This is a genomic window from Jannaschia sp. L-14R, assembly GCF_056857695.1.
The window spans coordinates 556,514-574,305 of sequence record NZ_JBSXNP010000009.1; the positions used below are offsets into that span (position 1 = coordinate 556,514).

The 17,792-nt window shown below is 57.7% G+C and carries 11 protein-coding genes; 10 read left to right on the forward strand and 1 reads right to left on the reverse strand.

Going from position 1 to position 17,792, the window contains the following annotated elements:
• Positions 1-277: 277 nt before the first annotated feature.
• Both AC13C2_RS07165 and AC13C2_RS07170 read left to right on the forward strand, forming a co-directional pair.
• The gene (locus AC13C2_RS07165) at positions 278-1,018 is read left to right on the forward strand and encodes an SDR family NAD(P)-dependent oxidoreductase (protein ID WP_482886346.1); all 741 of its coding nucleotides are present in this window, start codon (positions 278-280) and stop codon (positions 1,016-1,018) included.
• Positions 1,019-1,996: 978 nt separating this feature from the next.
• Entirely contained in the window at positions 1,997-2,422 is a 426-nt protein-coding gene (locus AC13C2_RS07170; RefSeq protein WP_482886347.1) for a hypothetical protein, read from the forward strand.
• Positions 2,423-2,512: 90 nt separating this feature from the next.
• On the opposite strand, the gene AC13C2_RS07175 is transcribed toward AC13C2_RS07170, so the two are convergent.
• The gene (locus AC13C2_RS07175; protein ID WP_482886348.1) at positions 2,513-2,902 is read right to left on the reverse strand and encodes a hypothetical protein; all 390 of its coding nucleotides are present in this window, start codon (positions 2,900-2,902) and stop codon (positions 2,513-2,515) included.
• A 151-nt stretch (positions 2,903-3,053) separates the two neighbouring features.
• Here AC13C2_RS07175 and AC13C2_RS07180 point away from each other — a divergent pair, with 151 nt between their 5' ends.
• The 8 genes from AC13C2_RS07180 to AC13C2_RS07215 all read left to right on the forward strand — a co-directional run bounded on the left by AC13C2_RS07180 (position 3,054) and on the right by AC13C2_RS07215 (position 17,789).
• Complete coding sequence (locus AC13C2_RS07180; RefSeq protein ID WP_482886519.1) at positions 3,054-4,571, forward strand: recombinase family protein; 1,518 nt, start codon at positions 3,054-3,056, stop codon at positions 4,569-4,571.
• Positions 4,568-5,482, forward strand: coding sequence for a plasmid partitioning protein RepB C-terminal domain-containing protein (locus AC13C2_RS07185; protein WP_482886349.1), 915 nt, complete (start codon positions 4,568-4,570; stop codon positions 5,480-5,482). The genes AC13C2_RS07180 and AC13C2_RS07185 overlap by 4 nt, the downstream gene beginning before the upstream one ends.
• Positions 5,479-6,375 (forward strand): plasmid partitioning protein RepB C-terminal domain-containing protein, encoded by an 897-nt coding sequence (locus tag AC13C2_RS07190; protein WP_482886350.1) that lies wholly within the window; start codon positions 5,479-5,481, stop codon positions 6,373-6,375. The genes AC13C2_RS07185 and AC13C2_RS07190 overlap by 4 nt, the downstream gene beginning before the upstream one ends.
• A gap of 422 nt (positions 6,376-6,797) precedes the next feature.
• On the forward strand, positions 6,798-9,053 hold the full coding sequence (locus tag AC13C2_RS07195) for an AAA family ATPase (RefSeq protein WP_482886351.1): 2,256 nt from the start codon (positions 6,798-6,800) through the stop codon (positions 9,051-9,053).
• On the forward strand, positions 9,050-10,342 hold the full coding sequence (locus tag AC13C2_RS07200) for an McrC family protein (protein WP_482886352.1): 1,293 nt from the start codon (positions 9,050-9,052) through the stop codon (positions 10,340-10,342). The genes AC13C2_RS07195 and AC13C2_RS07200 overlap by 4 nt, the downstream gene beginning before the upstream one ends.
• Positions 10,343-10,622: 280 nt before the next feature.
• Complete coding sequence (locus AC13C2_RS07205) at positions 10,623-11,528, forward strand: BrxR family helix-turn-helix transcriptional regulator (protein ID WP_482886353.1); 906 nt, start codon at positions 10,623-10,625, stop codon at positions 11,526-11,528.
• Between the two features lies 1 nt (position 11,529).
• Positions 11,530-14,379, forward strand: a complete 2,850-nt coding sequence (locus tag AC13C2_RS07210) for an SNF2-related protein (RefSeq protein WP_482886354.1) — start codon at positions 11,530-11,532, stop codon at positions 14,377-14,379.
• 29 nt (positions 14,380-14,408) lie between these two features.
• Positions 14,409-17,789: a site-specific DNA-methyltransferase gene (locus tag AC13C2_RS07215; protein WP_482886355.1), complete on the forward strand. Its 3,381-nt coding sequence runs from the start codon at positions 14,409-14,411 to the stop codon at positions 17,787-17,789.
• The last annotated feature ends 3 nt before the right edge of the window (positions 17,790-17,792 follow it).

A 17,792-nucleotide genomic window follows, 5' to 3' on the forward strand; every position in this document is an offset into this window, starting at 1 on the left:
CGTCGCTGCCGCGCGACATCTGCACCCGCAATCGTCAAACTGGGCGCGCCGCCAAACCCGTGCCTGATGCAGCGTGAATGAGTTCAAGGCAGACGACATCACTTGCCATTGGAAGATGAAAGCGTTGTTAACTGCCAATTGTCAACATTTTTCTACTGATTGACATACCCCCTTGACCAGTCAATCTGGTCTTTCCTGGCAAACCCTGCCGCGCCAAGCAACTTGGTGCGCGTGTTTCGTTGCCCGGCAAACAGGGCGGAATGAAGGGGAGCAGATCATGAACAATCGGGCGTTAGAGGGCAAAACAGCTTTTGTATCAGGCTCCGGGCAGAATATCGGACGCGCAACTGCGGTGCAGTTGGCCCGGATGGGCTGCAACGTGATCGTGAATGGCTCTTCCAACTTTGCCGCCGTTGAAGAAACGGTTGCGGCGGTTGAAGCCGAAGGTGTGGCATCGCTGATCGCCATGGGGGACATGGGCGAAGAAGACGCAATCCGCACTATCGCTGACGCGGCGCTGTCTCGGTTTGGTCGTGTTGATATCGTAGTGAATAACGCCGCACGTCGACCACACAAACCCTTCCTCGAAATGACCGAAGACGACTGGCACGGCGTCATGGACGTGGCCCTGACTGCGGTGTTCCGCACCAGTCAGGCGTTTTTGCCGGGGATGGTGGAGGCGGGCTGGGGCCGCATCATCAACTTTGCCGGCATGAAAGCCATCAAAGGTTATAACGAAGGCGCACCGATCTCGGCCGCGAAACATGGCGTCTGGGGCCTTACCAAAGCGCTGTCGACCGAGTTTGCGTCAAAGGGCATCACAATAAACACCGTATCCCCCGGCCAGATCCGCAAAGACAATAAAACTGAAGATGACCCGGCGCGCGCAGCGCGAATCCCGGCAGGAGTCATGGGACAATCGCAAGACATCGCGTCGATGGTGGGGTATCTTGCGTCACACGAAGCCCACTTTGTTACCGGTCAGATGATCGCGGTGAACGGCGGCGAAACAACCTGATCGAGGTACAACGCTGAGCAACAAGGACAGTACGTTGCGACGGGCAATCAACCGCTGGCTCTCAAACTGCACGTCGTGCCAATGGGGCTCACTATCATCTTTGCTCAGCCCATGAGCGGCAAATCCTGCATTCCTTTTTTATCTCTTCGCATCTTGCAGCGTTACGTCTGCCAATAAGCGCATTATGGCGAAATACTCTGACTATACGGTAAGAAAGCCACGAGCTTTCCCGCATCTGGTTTGACCCTCCCCGTGCTTTCTGCGCCATGAAAATCGCCAGCCCGGTCAGGACATTTCGTTCTGTGAGACATTCAGACTGTTGTGCATCTGGTGTTATCAGCCTGAGGAAGGCGAGGCGGAAATGGTAAACACCGTGTCTTGAAGTGGAAAAATAAGCCGACAGCGTCATGGGCTTGTGCTCCACATTGTATCGCACTTGTCTTCCCAACCTCTAAGTCATTGAACTAGAAGGCTCTGGCGGAGCAAATGACTCCGGCGACCAACTCTCTCTCGTGACTGTGTCGGACCCGGCGTGTTAGGCGCGAATTGCTGCGCAATTCTTGCAGACATCAGGTCCTGAAGTGCTGTCTTGAGGCAGAAGGCACAAAAGAGGTTTCTAATCCGAGGACGCTCAGCAAAGCATCAGGACTGGTCACCGACGAAGACTTCAAGCAAAACTAAAGGAGCTGACGCCGGACATTTGGGGGAATTATGTCGACTTGCAGCCGCTGCGGTCAACCCGTGGAGTTTCGATATGTCGGAGGGAGATGTATTCCTATCCATCCGTTCGGCGGCTGCAGTTCTGGAGGTGGTTATTCATCTGGCAATGATTTTACGGGATATCTTTCGAGCAACGAAAGCTCTTGCTTCCAAACTGACTGCCCTGAATGTGGTGACCGCGTCTTTTTCATCCGTCATAACGGTGGAAGCGTTTGGATCGATCCACCGCTCGGGCCACCATGGTACAAGCATGGGTGCATGGATACCGGCTCCGGTACAAAGTCGAAAACACGCAGCTCGCTGGCCTCCGACTACAAGCTTCCCGCGAGCAGTACGCAGGACGGTCTCATTGTCGGAGTTGTGACAGAGGCCGAAACCTCTCTGTTCAATGAAACAACTTTAGTAAATGTTCAAACAGGCGAGAAGGACAATTTCATGCTGCTCATAAAGAACAGCGCAGGATTTTTAGTCGGCCGAATCGCTGTTTTTGATCCCGCCTGTACATTTATCCGCTGGATTGAGGACGAAATGTACTCTTTCAAAATTTTGGCTCCAATAAGATTTCCGAAAACCTTTGAATTCCCCGAAGACGATATGATCGAATGTCCGGAGTGCAATACTCAGGTGAAGTCCAAAAATCTTGCGAAGCATTTCCGAAAAAAGCACAGCTTCATGATGTTGTGAACGGTGCCCATTTTTCGAGCGCCATCCACAATCGCAAAGCGTTGTCTAGCTAGGAAATACAGGTAAGTGTTCTGCAAATCGTTCGCTAAATCAGTTGCTTGGGTCGTCACTACCAAGCCTACGCACCGCATCAAGTAGATCCGAAATCGCATTTTCGGCCGTCGAGAGCTTGATGGCCACCATCAGATCCTCGCGTCCCGCCATGGCCAAGAACGTGGAGAGCACCTCGTCGGAGTGGCGCGCCAGCGCGATCAGGTGCGCACCGCTCGGACCGTAGGTGCCCGAGAACCAGTTCTTCACCGTTTTCTCGTTGGCCCCCGTCCAGGCCGCCACGGTCTTTACGCCCGCCCGACTATCTCCAAGCGACCGTTTCAAAGCAGCCGCGATTTCTTCAACGAAGCCGCCATTCGTGGGCTGCTCCGCTTTTCCATTATATCCGTTTTCCCTTGGAAAGAACTTGCCCTTTTTCGGAAACGACATTCCACCCTCCTTCGCTTTACATGGACGCGAAGAATTCAGCCGTTGATTCCGACGGGAGCGATGGATTTGCCTGGAATAATGAGGAGATACGGATGTGAGCGGTCGTTGGACGACCCCTTCGGACACGAGCGACGCGCCGCCTGAGAAGGATGTGCCGGCCGTCGCCTACGTGCGAATGTCGACCGATCACCAGAAGTACTCCACCGAGAACCAGCTCGATGTCATTCGCAGCTATGCCGAGGCTCGTGGCCTGACCATTCTGCGCACGTTTGAGGACTCCGGCCGGTCGGGATTACGGCTCGACGGCCGCGAGGCACTGCAAAACCTGATGGCCGAAGTCCAATCCGGTCACGCCGATTTCAAGGCGATCCTTGTCTATGACGTCAGCCGCTGGGGCCGGTTTCAAGATGCGGACGAAGGCGCCTATCACGAGCATGTCTGCTCCCGTGCCGGAATCCGTGTGCACTACTGCGGTGAGCAGTTCGAAAACGACGGCAGCATCGGCTCCAACCTGCTGAAGACCGTCAAACGCGTGATGGCCGGCGAATACAGCCGCGAGCTGTCGGTGAAGGTCTTTGCCGGGCAATGCCGCTTGGTGGAACTCGGCTATCGCCAGGGCGGCGCAGCGGGCTACGGGCTGCGACGGGTGTTGATCGACGAGCACGGCAACGCCAAAGGGGAGCTGTCGCGCGGCGAGCAGAAGAGCCTGCAGACCGACCGGGTGATCCTGGTGCCCGGCCCCGAGGCAGAACAGCGGGTCGTCCAGCGCATGTACGAGATGTTCGTGAATGAGGGGCGTCCCGAACGCGAGATTGCCGAAGTTCTGAACGCCGAAGGGCATCGCACCGATCTCGACCGGCCGTGGACCCGGGCGTCTGTCCATCAGGTGCTGACTAACGAAAAATACATCGGGAACAACGTCTTCAACAAGGTATCGTTCAAGCTGAAGCAGCGCCGCGTCGTGAACCCGCGGGATATGTGGATCCGGGCCGAAGGCGCCTATCCGGCCATCGTCGACAAGGCGCTATTCCTGCGCGCCCGGGAGATCGTGGATGCGCGCAGTCGCCATTTCACGGACGAGGAACTGCTCGACGCCCTGCGGGCGATCCTGAAACGGCAGGGCACGCTGTCCGGTCTGATCATCGACGAAGAGAACGATCTGCCCTCGTCCAGCGCCTACCGCAGCCGCTTCGGCAGCCTGCTGCGCGCGTACCAGCTCATTGGCTATGAGCCTGAGCGGGACTACCGCTACATCGAGATCAACAAGGCGCTGCGCGCGGCCCACCCCCAGGTCGTTGAGGAGATCATCGAGGGCGTGGCCGCCCAGGGCGGTCGCGTGGTGCAGGCCCCCGACACTCAGCTGTTGCGCGTGAATGACGAATTCACGGTGTCGGTCGTTCTGGCCCGCTGCCAGGCAACGGCAGCTGGATCCTTGCGCTGGCACATCCGGCTCGACACCGGCCTCGTTCCGGACATCACGATTGCGGTGCGGATGAACGAGACCAACGACGCGGCGCGCGATTTCTACCTTCTGCCCAGCATCGACATGACCGACGCGCAGTTGAAGATGGCCGAGCAGAACGGCCTGTGGCTCGATGCCTATCGAACTGAAACACTTGACGATTTCTACGTCCTCGCCGGGCGGGCGAAGGTGACGGAGGTGGCATGATGGCCAAAAGCGCGGAAGAAACTCACCAAACGGAAGTCACCTTGGTCCCAACCGACCGCATTCGGGTTCTCAATCCGCGGGTCCGAAACCCCAGGACGTTTGCGGACATGGTGGAGAACATTGCCAAGATCGGTCTGAAACGCCCAATCACCGTGACCCGCCGCACCGACACAGATCCGCAGGAGTATGATCTGGTCTGCGGCCAGGGTCGGCTCGAGGCCTTCGTCGAGCTGAAGCAGACAGCCATCCCGGCCATTGTCATCGATGCCGATGAGTCCGACTGCCTGGTGATGAGCCTCGTCGAGAATTGCGCGCGTCGCCAGCATCGCCCAATCGATCTGATGCGAGAGATCGGCACTCTTCGCGAACGCGGCTACAACGACCGACAGATTGGCGACAAGATCGGCGTCTCACCGGATTATGTCGGAATGATTGCTGGCCTCTTGGAGCGCGGCGAAGAGCGACTGGTCACGGCCGTCGAAACCGGCCTGCTCCCCCTGAACCTCGCCATCGATATATCGAAGACCGATGCCGAGGGCGCGCAGCGTGCGCTGATGGACGCCTACACGCAGAAAAAACTGCGAGGGAAGAAACTCGCTGCTGCCCGGCGCTTGATCGAACAGCGCGAGGCACGTGGAAAGAAAATCCATCCCAAACAATATGGGCGCGACGGCCGCAACCGCAGGCCGCTGACGAGCGAGGCGTTGGTGCGTGCCTACCAGAAGGAGGCCGACCGTCAGAAGCTTCTGATCAAGAAAGCGGAACTGACGCAGGGACGGCTGCTGTTCATCTGCCAGGCATTCCGGACTCTCCTCGAGGACGATCATTTCGTGACGCTGCTGCGCGCGGAAGGCCTGGAAACCATGCCCGGCTACCTGCAGGAATCCCTCACCGAGGGAGCTGCGCCATGATCAAGAAGGTTCAACTCGGTTTCGAGAACGATTGCGTCACCATCCCGGTCGCGGACATCCTGCCGGTCAGGGTTCTGAGCAAGTCGATCAAGTCCAGCCGGAAATACACCCAGATCACAGCGTCGATCCGGGAGATCGGATTGGTCGAGCCGCCGGTGGTTGCGCGAAACGGGGATGCCAGCGGCAGCTGGCTGCTGCTCGACGGGCATGTCCGGATCGAAGTCCTGAAGGATCTAGGCCGGGAGCACGTCGAATGCCTTGTGTCGACCGACGACGAGGCCTTTACCTACAACAAGCGCATCAGCCGTATCGCTCCGATTCAGGAGCATCGGATGATACTGAAGGCGATCGAGCGCGGTGTTCCGGAGGAGAAGATCGCGGCGGCGCTGGATCTCAATCCGCGCAGCATCCAACGTAAGGTCAAGCTGCTCGACGGCATTTGCCCAGAAGCCGTCGCGATCCTGAAGGACAAGGCCTGCACTGCGGCTGTGTTTACCACGCTGCGCAAGATGATCCCCTTGCGACAGATCGAAGCCGCCGAGCTTATGGTGAACGCCAACAACTACTCCGTCGCCTATGTCTCGGCGATCCTCGCCGGGACTCCGCAGACGCAGCTGGTTGAGGCGAACAAGCCCAAACGCATCAAGGGCGTGACGCCTCAGGCTGTCGCTCGAATGGAAAAGGAGCTTGCCCGGCTGCAGGAAGGGATCACCCAGATCCAAGACACCTACGGCCAGGACCATCTTCAGCTGACTGTGCTCCGCGGCTACGTCGCCAAGCTACTCGGGAACGCGCGCGTGGTGCGGTATCTGATGCAGACGCGCCCTGAGTTCCTGTCCGAGTTTCAGACCATTGCCGAGATGGAGTCGGTGGTGCCTGCCGAGGTGGAATAACCAGCCGGCCGATCCAATGGGGACCCGGACCCGATAAGCGCGGGGACCGCAGGAGACGCCGGACTGTGGGCCGGATCGAGCGCGGCGGTGGGGATGGCGGCGAACCCGCTCGGAGCCCACCAGGCTGGCTTGAGTTTTCGCCGGCCGCGCGGCCGCACAGCGGCGGCGATATTCGCAGGCGTGCCGAGGAAGCGCGGGCTCGGCACGCCTGCTTCGCCGCTAGCGGTCCGGTTCTGTTCACTCGAGCAAACCCCCGAAACATCGCAGGATTTCGATTGAACCCAACACGACTGCCCGCTAGCGTGCGGAGAGCACAAAAAATGGGCGCGTACATTTATCATGCGCTCCGAGTCGGGAGTGCGAGCCTTGGCGGGAAACACGAAATGAACGCAGCTCATTAATCGGAAGAGGAATCGTCGAGTTTGTCGAAGTACAATCCCAACCATTATGTCGACCCGATCTATAACGCGGCCCAGAAGTGGAGCGAGAGATCCCTTGCGAGCGGGTTGTCAGTTCTTTCCGATAAAGAAGAATTGTGGACCCGCACCTTTCTAGACGAGCTGGACCAACGCTTCGTAAACAACCTCGACGCAGGGGAAGGAGACTTCCTCTCGAAGCTGAAAGCACAGCTATCCGAAGGCACCAATGGGTGCCGTCAGCTAATGGCTGAGCTTTTGTGGATTATGCTTCTTTTCCCTTCCAACATTGGGGCTGCAAAGAAACGGGAGAATGTACGCACGATTTGGTCGTGGTCTGGCGAAGACCTCAGTGCGGACAGCGCACTGCTTTCAGACCAGGTGCTCGAGGGTATTGGCTCGGGCGGGGTCGCCTTCAATACCTACCGTTGGCTTGAGATCGGCTTTTTGATTGGTGCTTTGCGAGACTTTACGCAGCGAGAAGAGTTGGAGCGTAGATCGCTTCTCAAGGACCCATGGGCATTTTCAAGCTGGCTGAGTAGCCTTCCCGAAGCAAGGAAACGACAACTAATCCACATCCTACCACACTTGCTGTTTCCCGACACTTTCGAGCGGATCAGCTCCGAGGGAGACAAGCGCCAGATCCTCGCCGGCTTCGGAGACACGCCAGAGAAAGAAATCCGGAAGTGGAGCACTGTCGATATCGACCGTGCCTTGCTCGAACTGCGCCGTCGGCTTGAAGACGAGCATGGCGCGGACATCGATTTCTATCAGGAAGAGTTCAAGGCTCAGTGGAAGAACCAGTCGAAGAACTGGCTCCTCAGCTGGAACCCTTCCAAATGGAACTGGGATACGCTCGCGACCGACCGCGCCACAACCATCAATGGAGAGAAAGCTGACAACCGTTGGCGCTGCAGCTCGAGCAAGCCGCGCGAGGGCGACCGCGTCTTTCTTGTCCGTACCGGAAACCCTCCGAAAGGCGTCGTGGCAGTCGGAAAGGTCACGCGCGCACCTTATGAAGCCGAGCACTGGCAACAAGCCCGCGCCGACGCCGGCGAGACGACGCGTTTCGTTGACGTGGCGTTCGACTCCGTACGCGATGCAACAACGGACCAGATCGTCCCTCTGGAAGAACTGCAGAGCCGCGAACCCGGCCAGGAATGGAACCCGCAGTCTTCCGGGATCGAGATCAAGTCAAAGGCGGCCCGGACCTTGGAGCGCCTCTGGAAAGCTCTGCCGCCGATCGTTTCCGGCGCTACTAAGCCAAGGGATGGCGCCGGAACCGGAGACGCGTCTTCCAAGAAACTAGCGCCGCCCCAGAACCTTATTCTCTACGGCCCTCCGGGTACTGGCAAAACGTATCGCCTGAAGAACGACTATCTGCCGCGATACGAGGGCGAGACCGGAGATCGCTTCGAGTTTGTGACGTTTCATCAGAGCTACGCGTACGAGGACTTCGTAGAGGGAATTCGCCCTATCACGGAGAATGGCACCGTCACCTACGAGGTGCGGCCGGGGGTGCTGAAGCGGCTTTGCGATCGAGCACGCGTCGCACCGGACAAGCGGTTCGCCCTCTTCATCGACGAGATCAATCGCGGGAATACCGCCAAGGTCTTCGGCGAGCTGATCACGCTTGTGGAGGTGGACAAGCGGATCCGCACTGACGCCTCAGGAAACCGATTGGCGAACTGCAAGGGTCTGGAAGTGACGCTTCCGTACTCCGGCGAGCGTTTTGGCGTCCCCGTCAATGTCGACGTGATCGGCACCATGAACACTGCGGACCGATCCATCGCTCTTCTCGACAGCGCCCTGCGGCGCCGTTTCCGGTTCGAAGAGCTTACGGCGAAGCCGGAACTCCTTGACTCGATCGACGATGGCGAGGGCAACGCGATCGATCTGCGTCAGCTTCTGCAAGCTATGAATGCCCGCCTGTCCCGCCTTCTGCATCGCGACCAGACCCTAGGCCACAGCTACTTCTACCATGTGAAGTCGTTCGACGAACTGCGCCGTGTCTTTGCCCGGGAGATTCTGCCCTTCCTGCAGGAGGCCTTTTATGACGACTGGCGGCAAATCCGATACGTCCTCGCCGACCAGGCCGTGGAGGAGGAGCTGCAATTGGTCCGGGCGCGCACGCAGAGTGCTGCCCTTCTCTTTCCAAAGGCCGACCCGGCCGAAATCGGGGACGGTGAGGCGTTCGTGGTAATTCGGGAAGACGACATCACACCGGACGCAATCCGCAAGATCTACGAGCCACCAGAATGAGGCGCCTGACCTTCCGAGAGAGGGAAGGCGTCAGCATCGGTCCAGCCGGCGAGATCAGCGAGCTTGAGGCAGAAGGCATAGCGAAACTCGCAGGACGTCAGCCAGCGGGAGCCCTCGCGTGGGGCCACCGCACGCTGAAGTTCGGGCCGTTCTGCGGGGTCCTGCAAACCGAGCAGCTGGCGATCGAGGTACTTCCCAAAATCGACCATGGCAGCGATAGCAGCGATGACATGCGGGGCCTTCTGGTAGCCATGCTTGCTCGTGCTGGAGAGCTCGGATCGAAGCGCGTGGGCGATGCCGGCCTCGGGCAACAGCACAGCCACCTACTGGACGTCTTCATCGAGGATTTCTGCAGCCAGGTGAAATCCGCGCTGCGCGGCGGGGCCATTGCCCGTTATTCGGAAAGGACGGAGAACCTCAATGCCATCCGCGGACGGCTCGAGCTGACGGAGCATCTCCGTTCGAACGCATTCGACCGCTCTCATCTGCTTTGTCGCTTTGACGAACGCAGCATCGATAACCCATACAATCAAGCGCTGAAGGGCGTACTCCGGATCCTTCTCGGATTCGCGTTGAGCTCGCGGACCCGCGCGATGGTGACGGCGTTCCTGCACCGCTTTGACGAGGTTAGCGATATTAGGATCAGGGCTCGCGACATCGACGGTCTCCGCCTTGACCGGACCATCCGGCACTGGGAACCAGTATTTGCGCGGGCCCGCTGGCTACTCTCAGGCCTCTATCCGGATGTTCGCACCGGCGACGCTGCTGGTTCGGCGCTGCTGTTCAACATGGAGAAGCTCTTTGAGGCGGTTCTCGGACTGCGCATCCGGCATGCCTGTCAGACGCAGGATGGTGGTCGCCTTTCTGTGGGACTGCAAAGCCCTGTGAAGAACCTCGCGACGGCGGGCTTCCAGCTGCGCCCCGACATCACCATTCAGAGCGAAGTTGAGACCGTCGCCATTCTTGACGCCAAATGGAAGCGCCTAGATCTCGGCGAAGCAAACTCCGGCGTGTCGAGCGGCGACGCGTATCAGATGAACGCCTACGCCGCTCGCTACCGGTGCAAACAATTGGCGCTCGTCTACCCCGCTTCTAGGGACTGTCTACCTGGAAAGATTAACGAGTTCGTGCTCATGACTGAAGAGCGTCCAACGCTTGAGGTCATCGCGGTGGATGTTCGAGAGCTCGCTTTCGGCAGTGGGATGCCGGCCGGTATTGATGAAATGATCCCGATCGAGCCCCGATGGAAACAACGCGCATCACAGACAGCAATTCACGCAACGATATGAAAAACTGGAGGCAGACAAGTTCAGCACGTTCCAGGAACTGGTCGAAGCAGTCAGATTAGCTGAACGGCACGAATGCCGCCAGTTACGCTTGATCCTAAAGAACAAAGTGTGTTGCCCGGCACGCCTGCCTCACCACTAGCGGTCCGGTCCCATTCATTCGAGCAAACCCCCGAAAAATCGAAGGATTTCGATTGAACCCGATACGACTCCCCGCTAGCGTGCAATGAGCACAAAAAATGGGCGCGTACATTAATCATGCGCGCCGAGTCGGGAGTGCGAAGTGGACAACAGCAAGTCGGAGCTTCGTTGGGGGGTCGCACAGCGCCTCGAGTTCATCGAGTTCCGATTGTTTTGGGAGGGGCATGTGAACCGCAGCGATTTGATGGAGCAGTTTGGACTTTCGGTGAACCAAGCGTCCGCCGACCTGAACCGCTATATCGGTCTGGCTCCGGACAACATGGTCTACGACAAGAGTGCGCGGACGTACGTCCGAGGTCCCGATTATGTTGCTCAGTTCCTGAAACCAGATGCTAGCCGCTACCTAGCACAGCTTCGATCTCTGGCTGACGGTCTCATGGACAGCGACGACGCATGGATTGCTGAACTACCAGCCTATGACGCCGCGCCCACTCCGGCCCGTGGTGTGAACCCCGTGACACTGCGATCTGTTGTCGGTGCGATCCGCAGAGCCGAGGCTATCGAGGTCAAGTATCAGTCCCTCTCGCGACCCGAGCCAAGCTGGCGTTGGATCGCGCCTCACGCCATTGGGTTCGATGGCTTCCGATGGCACACCCGGGCGTTCTGTAAAACCGACGAAGTTTTCAAGGACTTCCTGCTTTCGCGCATCCTCCAGACACGGGGTATAGAAGCCAGCGAAACCACGGATGCGGCCGATGCCGATTGGCAAGAGCACGTCACGCTTGAGATTGCCCCCCACCCTGAACTCTCCGAAAACCAGAAGAAGGTGATCGCGCTAGACTATGGGATGCGCGATGGCAGGGCGAAGATCAAGGTTCGGCGCGCTCTGCTCTACTATGCTCTTAGACGACTAGGACTGGATACTGCCCCAGGCGCAAGAAAGCCGCAGGATCAACAGGTTGTGCTTCTCAATCGAGACCAAGTTAGTCTCCACATGTCATCCGTCGGCAGTGCCTTCGGTCCTGCCATTCAGGTTCCGGAGAGCTGATTTGGTCACAGAATATCACGCCAAGCTATTTGCGTATGAACTCAGCAAGCGGCATTCCGTTGCCGACAGTGAGAAACTCGCAGGCGCACTGTTGGACGCGCAGGTAGACCTCAATCCTCACCAGGTTGAAGCAGCACTGTTTGCGTTCAAGTCACCGCTCTCGAAAGGGGCGATCTTGGCTGACGAGGTGGGCCTTGGCAAAACCATTGAAGCTGGATTGGTCCTCGCCCAGAAATGGGCTGAGGGAAAACGCCGGATTTTGATTATCACGCCTGCAAGCCTGCGGAAGCAATGGTCGCAAGAAGTTGAGGAAAAGTTCTTCCTTCCGACACTTATTCTGGAAGCGAAGAATTATAAGAAGATGCTCAAGAACGGCGCGCGAAATCCATTCGATCAGCAGCGCCTTGTAATCTGCTCTTTTCAATTCGCAGCGCGGCACGCCGAAGATTTGTTGGTCATTCCTTGGGATTTGGTGGTAATTGACGAGGCGCATCGCCTCAGGAACGTGTACCGACCAGACAATCGGATTGGACGCACTCTGAAGGGTGCACTCATAAACGCGCCCAAGATTCTATTGACAGCCACGCCTCTGCAGAACTCGCTGATGGAATTGTACGGTCTCGTCAGTCTTATCGATGACTTCACCTTCGGTGACGCCAAGAGCTTTAGAGCCAAGTACGCGCGACTGACGGGTGATGATCAGTTCGAAGAACTTAAGCAGCGACTGCAAGCGGTCTGCCATCGCACTCTCCGTCGCCAGGTGCTCGAATACATCCGCTATACAAATCGAATTCCCATCACGCAGGAGTTTGTGCCGACAGAGGCCGAACAAGCTCTCTATGAAATGGTTTCGGAGTACCTGCGGAGGCCCTCTCTTCACGCGTTGCCGTCATCGCAGCGAACCCTCATGACGCTGATCATGCGGAAGCTGCTCGCATCCTCAACTTTCGCCATCGCAGGTGCTCTCGACTCCCTTGCGAGGAAGCTCGAGCGACAACTCAAGCAAGACACGGACCTCCGGAGTAAGCTCGAGGAGGAACTCGCGGAAGACTATGAGGAGTTCGACGAGCTGGCTGACGAGTGGCCGGAAGGCAATGATCAGACCGAATTGCTGTCCCCAGAAGATGTGAACGCGATCAAGACGGAAATCTTCGACCTACGCGAATTTCGCGACCTCGCGGTTTCCATTTCTGAGAACGCGAAAGGTCAAGCACTTCTGAGCGCGCTGAGAGCAGGCTTCGCCAAGACACAAGAACTTGGCGCCGCGCAGAAGGCTATAATCTTCACAGAATCGCGCCGCACCCAAGAATATCTAGTCCGCCTGCTATCCGACAATGACCTCGGCGATCAGCTCGTTCTCTTCAACGGATCCAACAACGACGCTGAATCCAAGGCGATCTATGAAGCCTGGCTCGAGAAACACAAAGGCAGCGACCGAGTTACGGGCTCACGCACTGCCGACATGCGTGCCGCATTGGTCGAGCATTTCCGTGAACAGGCCTCGATCATGATCGCGACGGAGGCCGCCGCGGAAGGCATCAACCTTCAGTTCTGTTCGATAGTGGTCAACTATGATCTACCGTGGAACCCTCAGCGGATCGAGCAACGGATCGGTCGATGCCACCGCTATGGCCAGCTATATGATGTAGTCGTTGTCAATTTCTTGAACAGGAACAATGCGGCGGACCAACGTGTTTACGAGCTCCTGGCCGAGAAGTTTCAGTTATTCTCTGGCGTGTTTGGCGCCTCGGATGAGGTCCTGGGATCTATTGAGTCTGGGGTCGAATTCGAGAAGCGGATCGTCTCCATTTACCAAAATTGTCGTACGTCAGAAGAAATCGAGGCCGAGTTCTCCCAGCTTCGGGGCGAAATGGATGAGAATATCAGCGCTGCTATGGAGGACACTCGGCGAAAGCTGCTGGAGAACTTCGACGCCGAGGTGCATGACCGCCTGAAGATCAATCTCGACAAGAGCAAAGAGTACATCGGGCGATACGAGAAGATGCTCTGGGCGGTGACGCGGCATGAGCTCCGCGACCGAGCTCAGTTCGATGACGAACACCTCACCTTCACGCTGAAGGAGCCGCCAGGTGGGCTTGCTGTGCCCGCTGGAGGCTATGGGATCGCCAAGAACGGTCTTAGCGAACACAGATACCGTTTGGGTCACCCGCTGGCGCAGCATGTCATCGAGCGCGCCAAGGGCCGAACCCTCGAAGTAGCCTCTTTGGCATTCGATTACTCAGCATGGCCAGCCAAGGCCGTCAGCATCGAACCGCTTGTGGGGCGCGGCGGAATCCTCGCTGCACGCTGCCTCAGCTTTTCAGGCTTCGATGCGCAGGACCACATCCTGTTCGCGGCGATGACCGATGAGGGCGAGCTGATCGAAGAAGATGTCGTTCGGCGCCTTTTCGACATGCCCTGCCGCATCACTGGCCGAGTGGCGACCACGGAAAACTCCCGATTGGAGGGTCCGCTCGCGACACGCGAACAAGCTGTGACCGACGCTCTGAAGCGCCAGAACGCGGAGTGGTTCTCGGCCGAGAGCCAGAAGCTCGAAAGGTGGGCCGAAGACAAGGTCTTCGCCGCCGAGAAAGAATTGAAGGACGCAAAGGCGCGGATCCTTGAACTCAAGCGTGAGGCGCGAACGGCCGAGTCCCCCGAGGATCAGCACCGGATCCAGATGCAGATTCAGGGCCTGGAGAAATCCAAGCGTCGGCTCCGCCAACGCATTTTCGAGGTGGAGGACGAGATCATCGACGAGCGTGATCAGATGATCTCGGACCTGGAAGCCCGCCTCCAACAGGATATCAGCAAACAAGAGCTCTTCGCCGTCCGCTGGGCGGTCGTGTGAGCCAACAGAACGCAGGAGAAACCCGTCACATGCCGAACGTCGAGAAACAACGAGAACGCCTGATCAGCCTGCTGAAGGAGCTGTTCCAGCTCGACCAGCCCGACCTGGACTTCGGCTTCTATCGCATCATGCATGCGAAGGCTGGTCAGGTGACCAAGTTTCTCGAAGAGGACCTGCTGGGCATCATTCGCAACGCCTTCGGCGAGGCGGATGGCGCCAGGGTCGAGCAGGCGAAGGCCGCCTACGAGGCCGCGCACAAGCAGGCAGAGGAATTCGGCGCACCCGATCCGGATGCCGCTCCGAAAGTGAAGGAAGCCAAGGCGGCCTGGGACGCGGCCAAGGACAGCGGCAGCAACGAGGGCGACGTCTACGACCACCTCTACCGCTTCTTCGAGCGCTACTACGACAACGGCGATTTCATGAGCCGCCGCTACTTCGCGCGCGAGACGGATGGCAAGGCGGCCCCCTATGCCGTCCCCTATGACGGGCGCGAGGTCTACCTGCACTGGGCCAACCGCGACCAATACTACATCAAGACGTCCGAGTATCTGACCAACTTCACCTTCGATCCGACGCAGGCGAAAGAATTCCGGGACAAGCACGGCGCGCTGTTCGAACAGAAACCGTTGAAGGTCCACTGCCGGATCGTTTCGGCGTCCGAGGGCGAGCACAACAACGTCAAGGCGTCGGAGCAGACTGAACGCTACTTCATCATCCACGAGCCGGAGCCGGTAAAGATCGAGACGGGCGACACCGGCGAACCGGAGCTGGTGATCCAGTTCCAGTACCGCCCGGACCCCGAAAAGACCGGCCAGGACGGCACCTGGCGCAAGAAGCGCCTCGGCGAGGCGGCAGACAAGGTGAAGGCGCTGCTGCCCGAACTGGACAGCGCCGACGACTACGTGACCGCGCTGATGACCCCGGCGCCGACCGAGGCCGAAAAGGACCGCACGCTTCTGGAAAAGTACTTGGCCCAGTACACGGGCCGGAACACGATGGACTACTTCATCCACAAGGATCTGGGCGGGTTCCTCCGGCGCGAGCTGGACTTCTACATCAAGAACGAGGTCATGCGGCTGGACGACATCGAGTCCGCCGATGCGCCGCGGGTGGAAGCCTACCTGGCCAAGGTCAAGGTGCTGCGCCGCATCGCGCAGCATCTGATCGACTTCCTGGCCCAGCTCGAGGACTTCCAAAAGCGGTTGTGGCTAAAGAAGAAATTCGTCGTCGACACCCAGTACTGCATCACGCTCGACCGCATCCCGGAGGAATTCTATCCGGAGATCGCAGCGAATGAGGCACAGCGAAAGGATTGGATCGACCTTTTCTGCATTGATGAACTAGATGGATTCCAAGATTCGCTTTCTGAACAGTTCTTGAAAGATAATGGTGGCTTATTTGTCGATACGGCATTCTTCAGCCCTGAATTTAAAGATGCCGTGCTATCGAAAATTGATATGGTCGATGAATCGATAGACGGAATTCTGATTCACTCCAATAACAGCCATTCCTCAAAGGGGGCCTTAAAAAAATACGCGGAGCAAATTAAGTGTATTTATAATGACCCCCCATACAACACATCGGAAGAAACGTTTGTCTACAAAAACAACTACAAACACTCATCCTGGCTGTCCATGCTCCTAAATACAGCCGGGGAATGCCGAGACCTGCTGTCTTCTGATGGAGGCCTTGTAGTGACTATCGATGACGAGGAGCTCTACCGGTTAAAGATGATGATGGATGGGGCCTGGGGAGAGGGCGCGTTTATTGGCAATGTTGTTGTCGAGACCAATCCAAGAGGACGTGGAATAAGCAGCTTCTTCGCCACCTCTCATGACTACGCGCTATTTTTTGCAAAAGCCCCTGAGAGATTGAAAATCCAGAACCAAGAACTTACAGACGAGCAGGCTGGCGATTTCAAGTTCGAGGACGAAACATCTGCATATCGACTGCTTCCGTTTCGCCGAAGCGGGGGGCTTTCGACACCTGACGACCGGCCAAATTCAGAATTCTGTCTGATATACGATGATGCGACAAGCGAGATAGTTGCGGTTGGAGGAGAGCGCTCAAAGCCCTACCCAGCTGAGTACGAGGCCAAATCGTATTTTTTGTGGGATAAAGCAACATCAGATGCTGTTGAGCTGTCCCTCGAGGAATTCACGCAGAGACGACGGAATAGCTGGATCCCGATAATGCCAGTTGACAGCGATGGTGAGCGTCGGGTCTGGCGGTGGTCAGACCGGTCGAAGATCCTTGAAGCGACGGCGTCCGGAGAATTTGTAGTCAAGAAGAATGGGGGAGAGTTTTCAGTACAGCTCAAGGATCGAATAAAGGATGGCAGAAAGCCAAAGACTGTTTGGAGCCAGCCATCTTACGACGGATCCTCACATGGCACAAACCTACTCAAGGCAATGATGGGTGGCCGAAAGGCATTCGGCTATCCTAAGTCCTTGTATGCGACGCGTGACACTTTGCATTGCATTGTAGGTGGAGACAAGCAGGCACTGATTGCAGACTTTTTCGCAGGGTCTGGGACAACGGCGCACGCTGTCATTGCGCTGAATCGACACGACGATGGTAAAAGGAAGTATCTTCTTTCCGAAATGGGAGGTTATTTTGATGCCGTTACTAGGTATAGAGTGGAAAAGGCCGCCTACTCCTCATCTTGGCAGGATGGAAAACCAGTCACACGCGACAGCATAAGTCACGCCTTCAAGTACCTTCGCTTGGAAACCTACGAAGACTGCTTGAACAATCTCACTTTCCTCAGCTCTCCGAGATTGCCTAGAGCAGATCAGCCATTTGGGCGCGACTACATGCTACGCTACTGGCTCGACTTCGAGACCAAGGGCAGCCCCTCGCTCCTGAACATCGAATGGTTCGACGATCCGACCGCCTACAAGCTGAAGATCAAGAAGCCGGGCACGGACGAGTATGCCGAGAAGGCCGTTGATCTGGTCGAGACGTTCAACTGGCTGATCGGCCTGCATGTCGAGCATCTGGACCGTTGGCGCGGCTATGACGCAGCATTCAAGCGCGAGGTTGATCCCGAGCTGCCGGGCGACACGAACACCCGGCTGATGCTCGACGGCGCGCTCAAGGAGACGGACGACGGCGCCTGGCGCTTCCGCAAGGTCGAGGGCTACACCCTGCGCACCCCAGGCGATCACAACGACCGCGAGAAGGCGCTGGTCGTCTGGCGCAAGCTGACTGGCGATCTCGAGAAGGACAACCTGATGCTGGACGAGTGGTTCCGGAAGTACCGCCTCTCGGCGCAGGACACTGAATTCGACGTGATCTACGTGAACGGCTCCAACAACCTGCCCAACCTCCGCCGGGACGAGGAGACATGGAAGGTGCGCCTGCTCGAGGAAGCATTCCATCAGGCGATGTGGGACGTGGAGGGCTAAGCG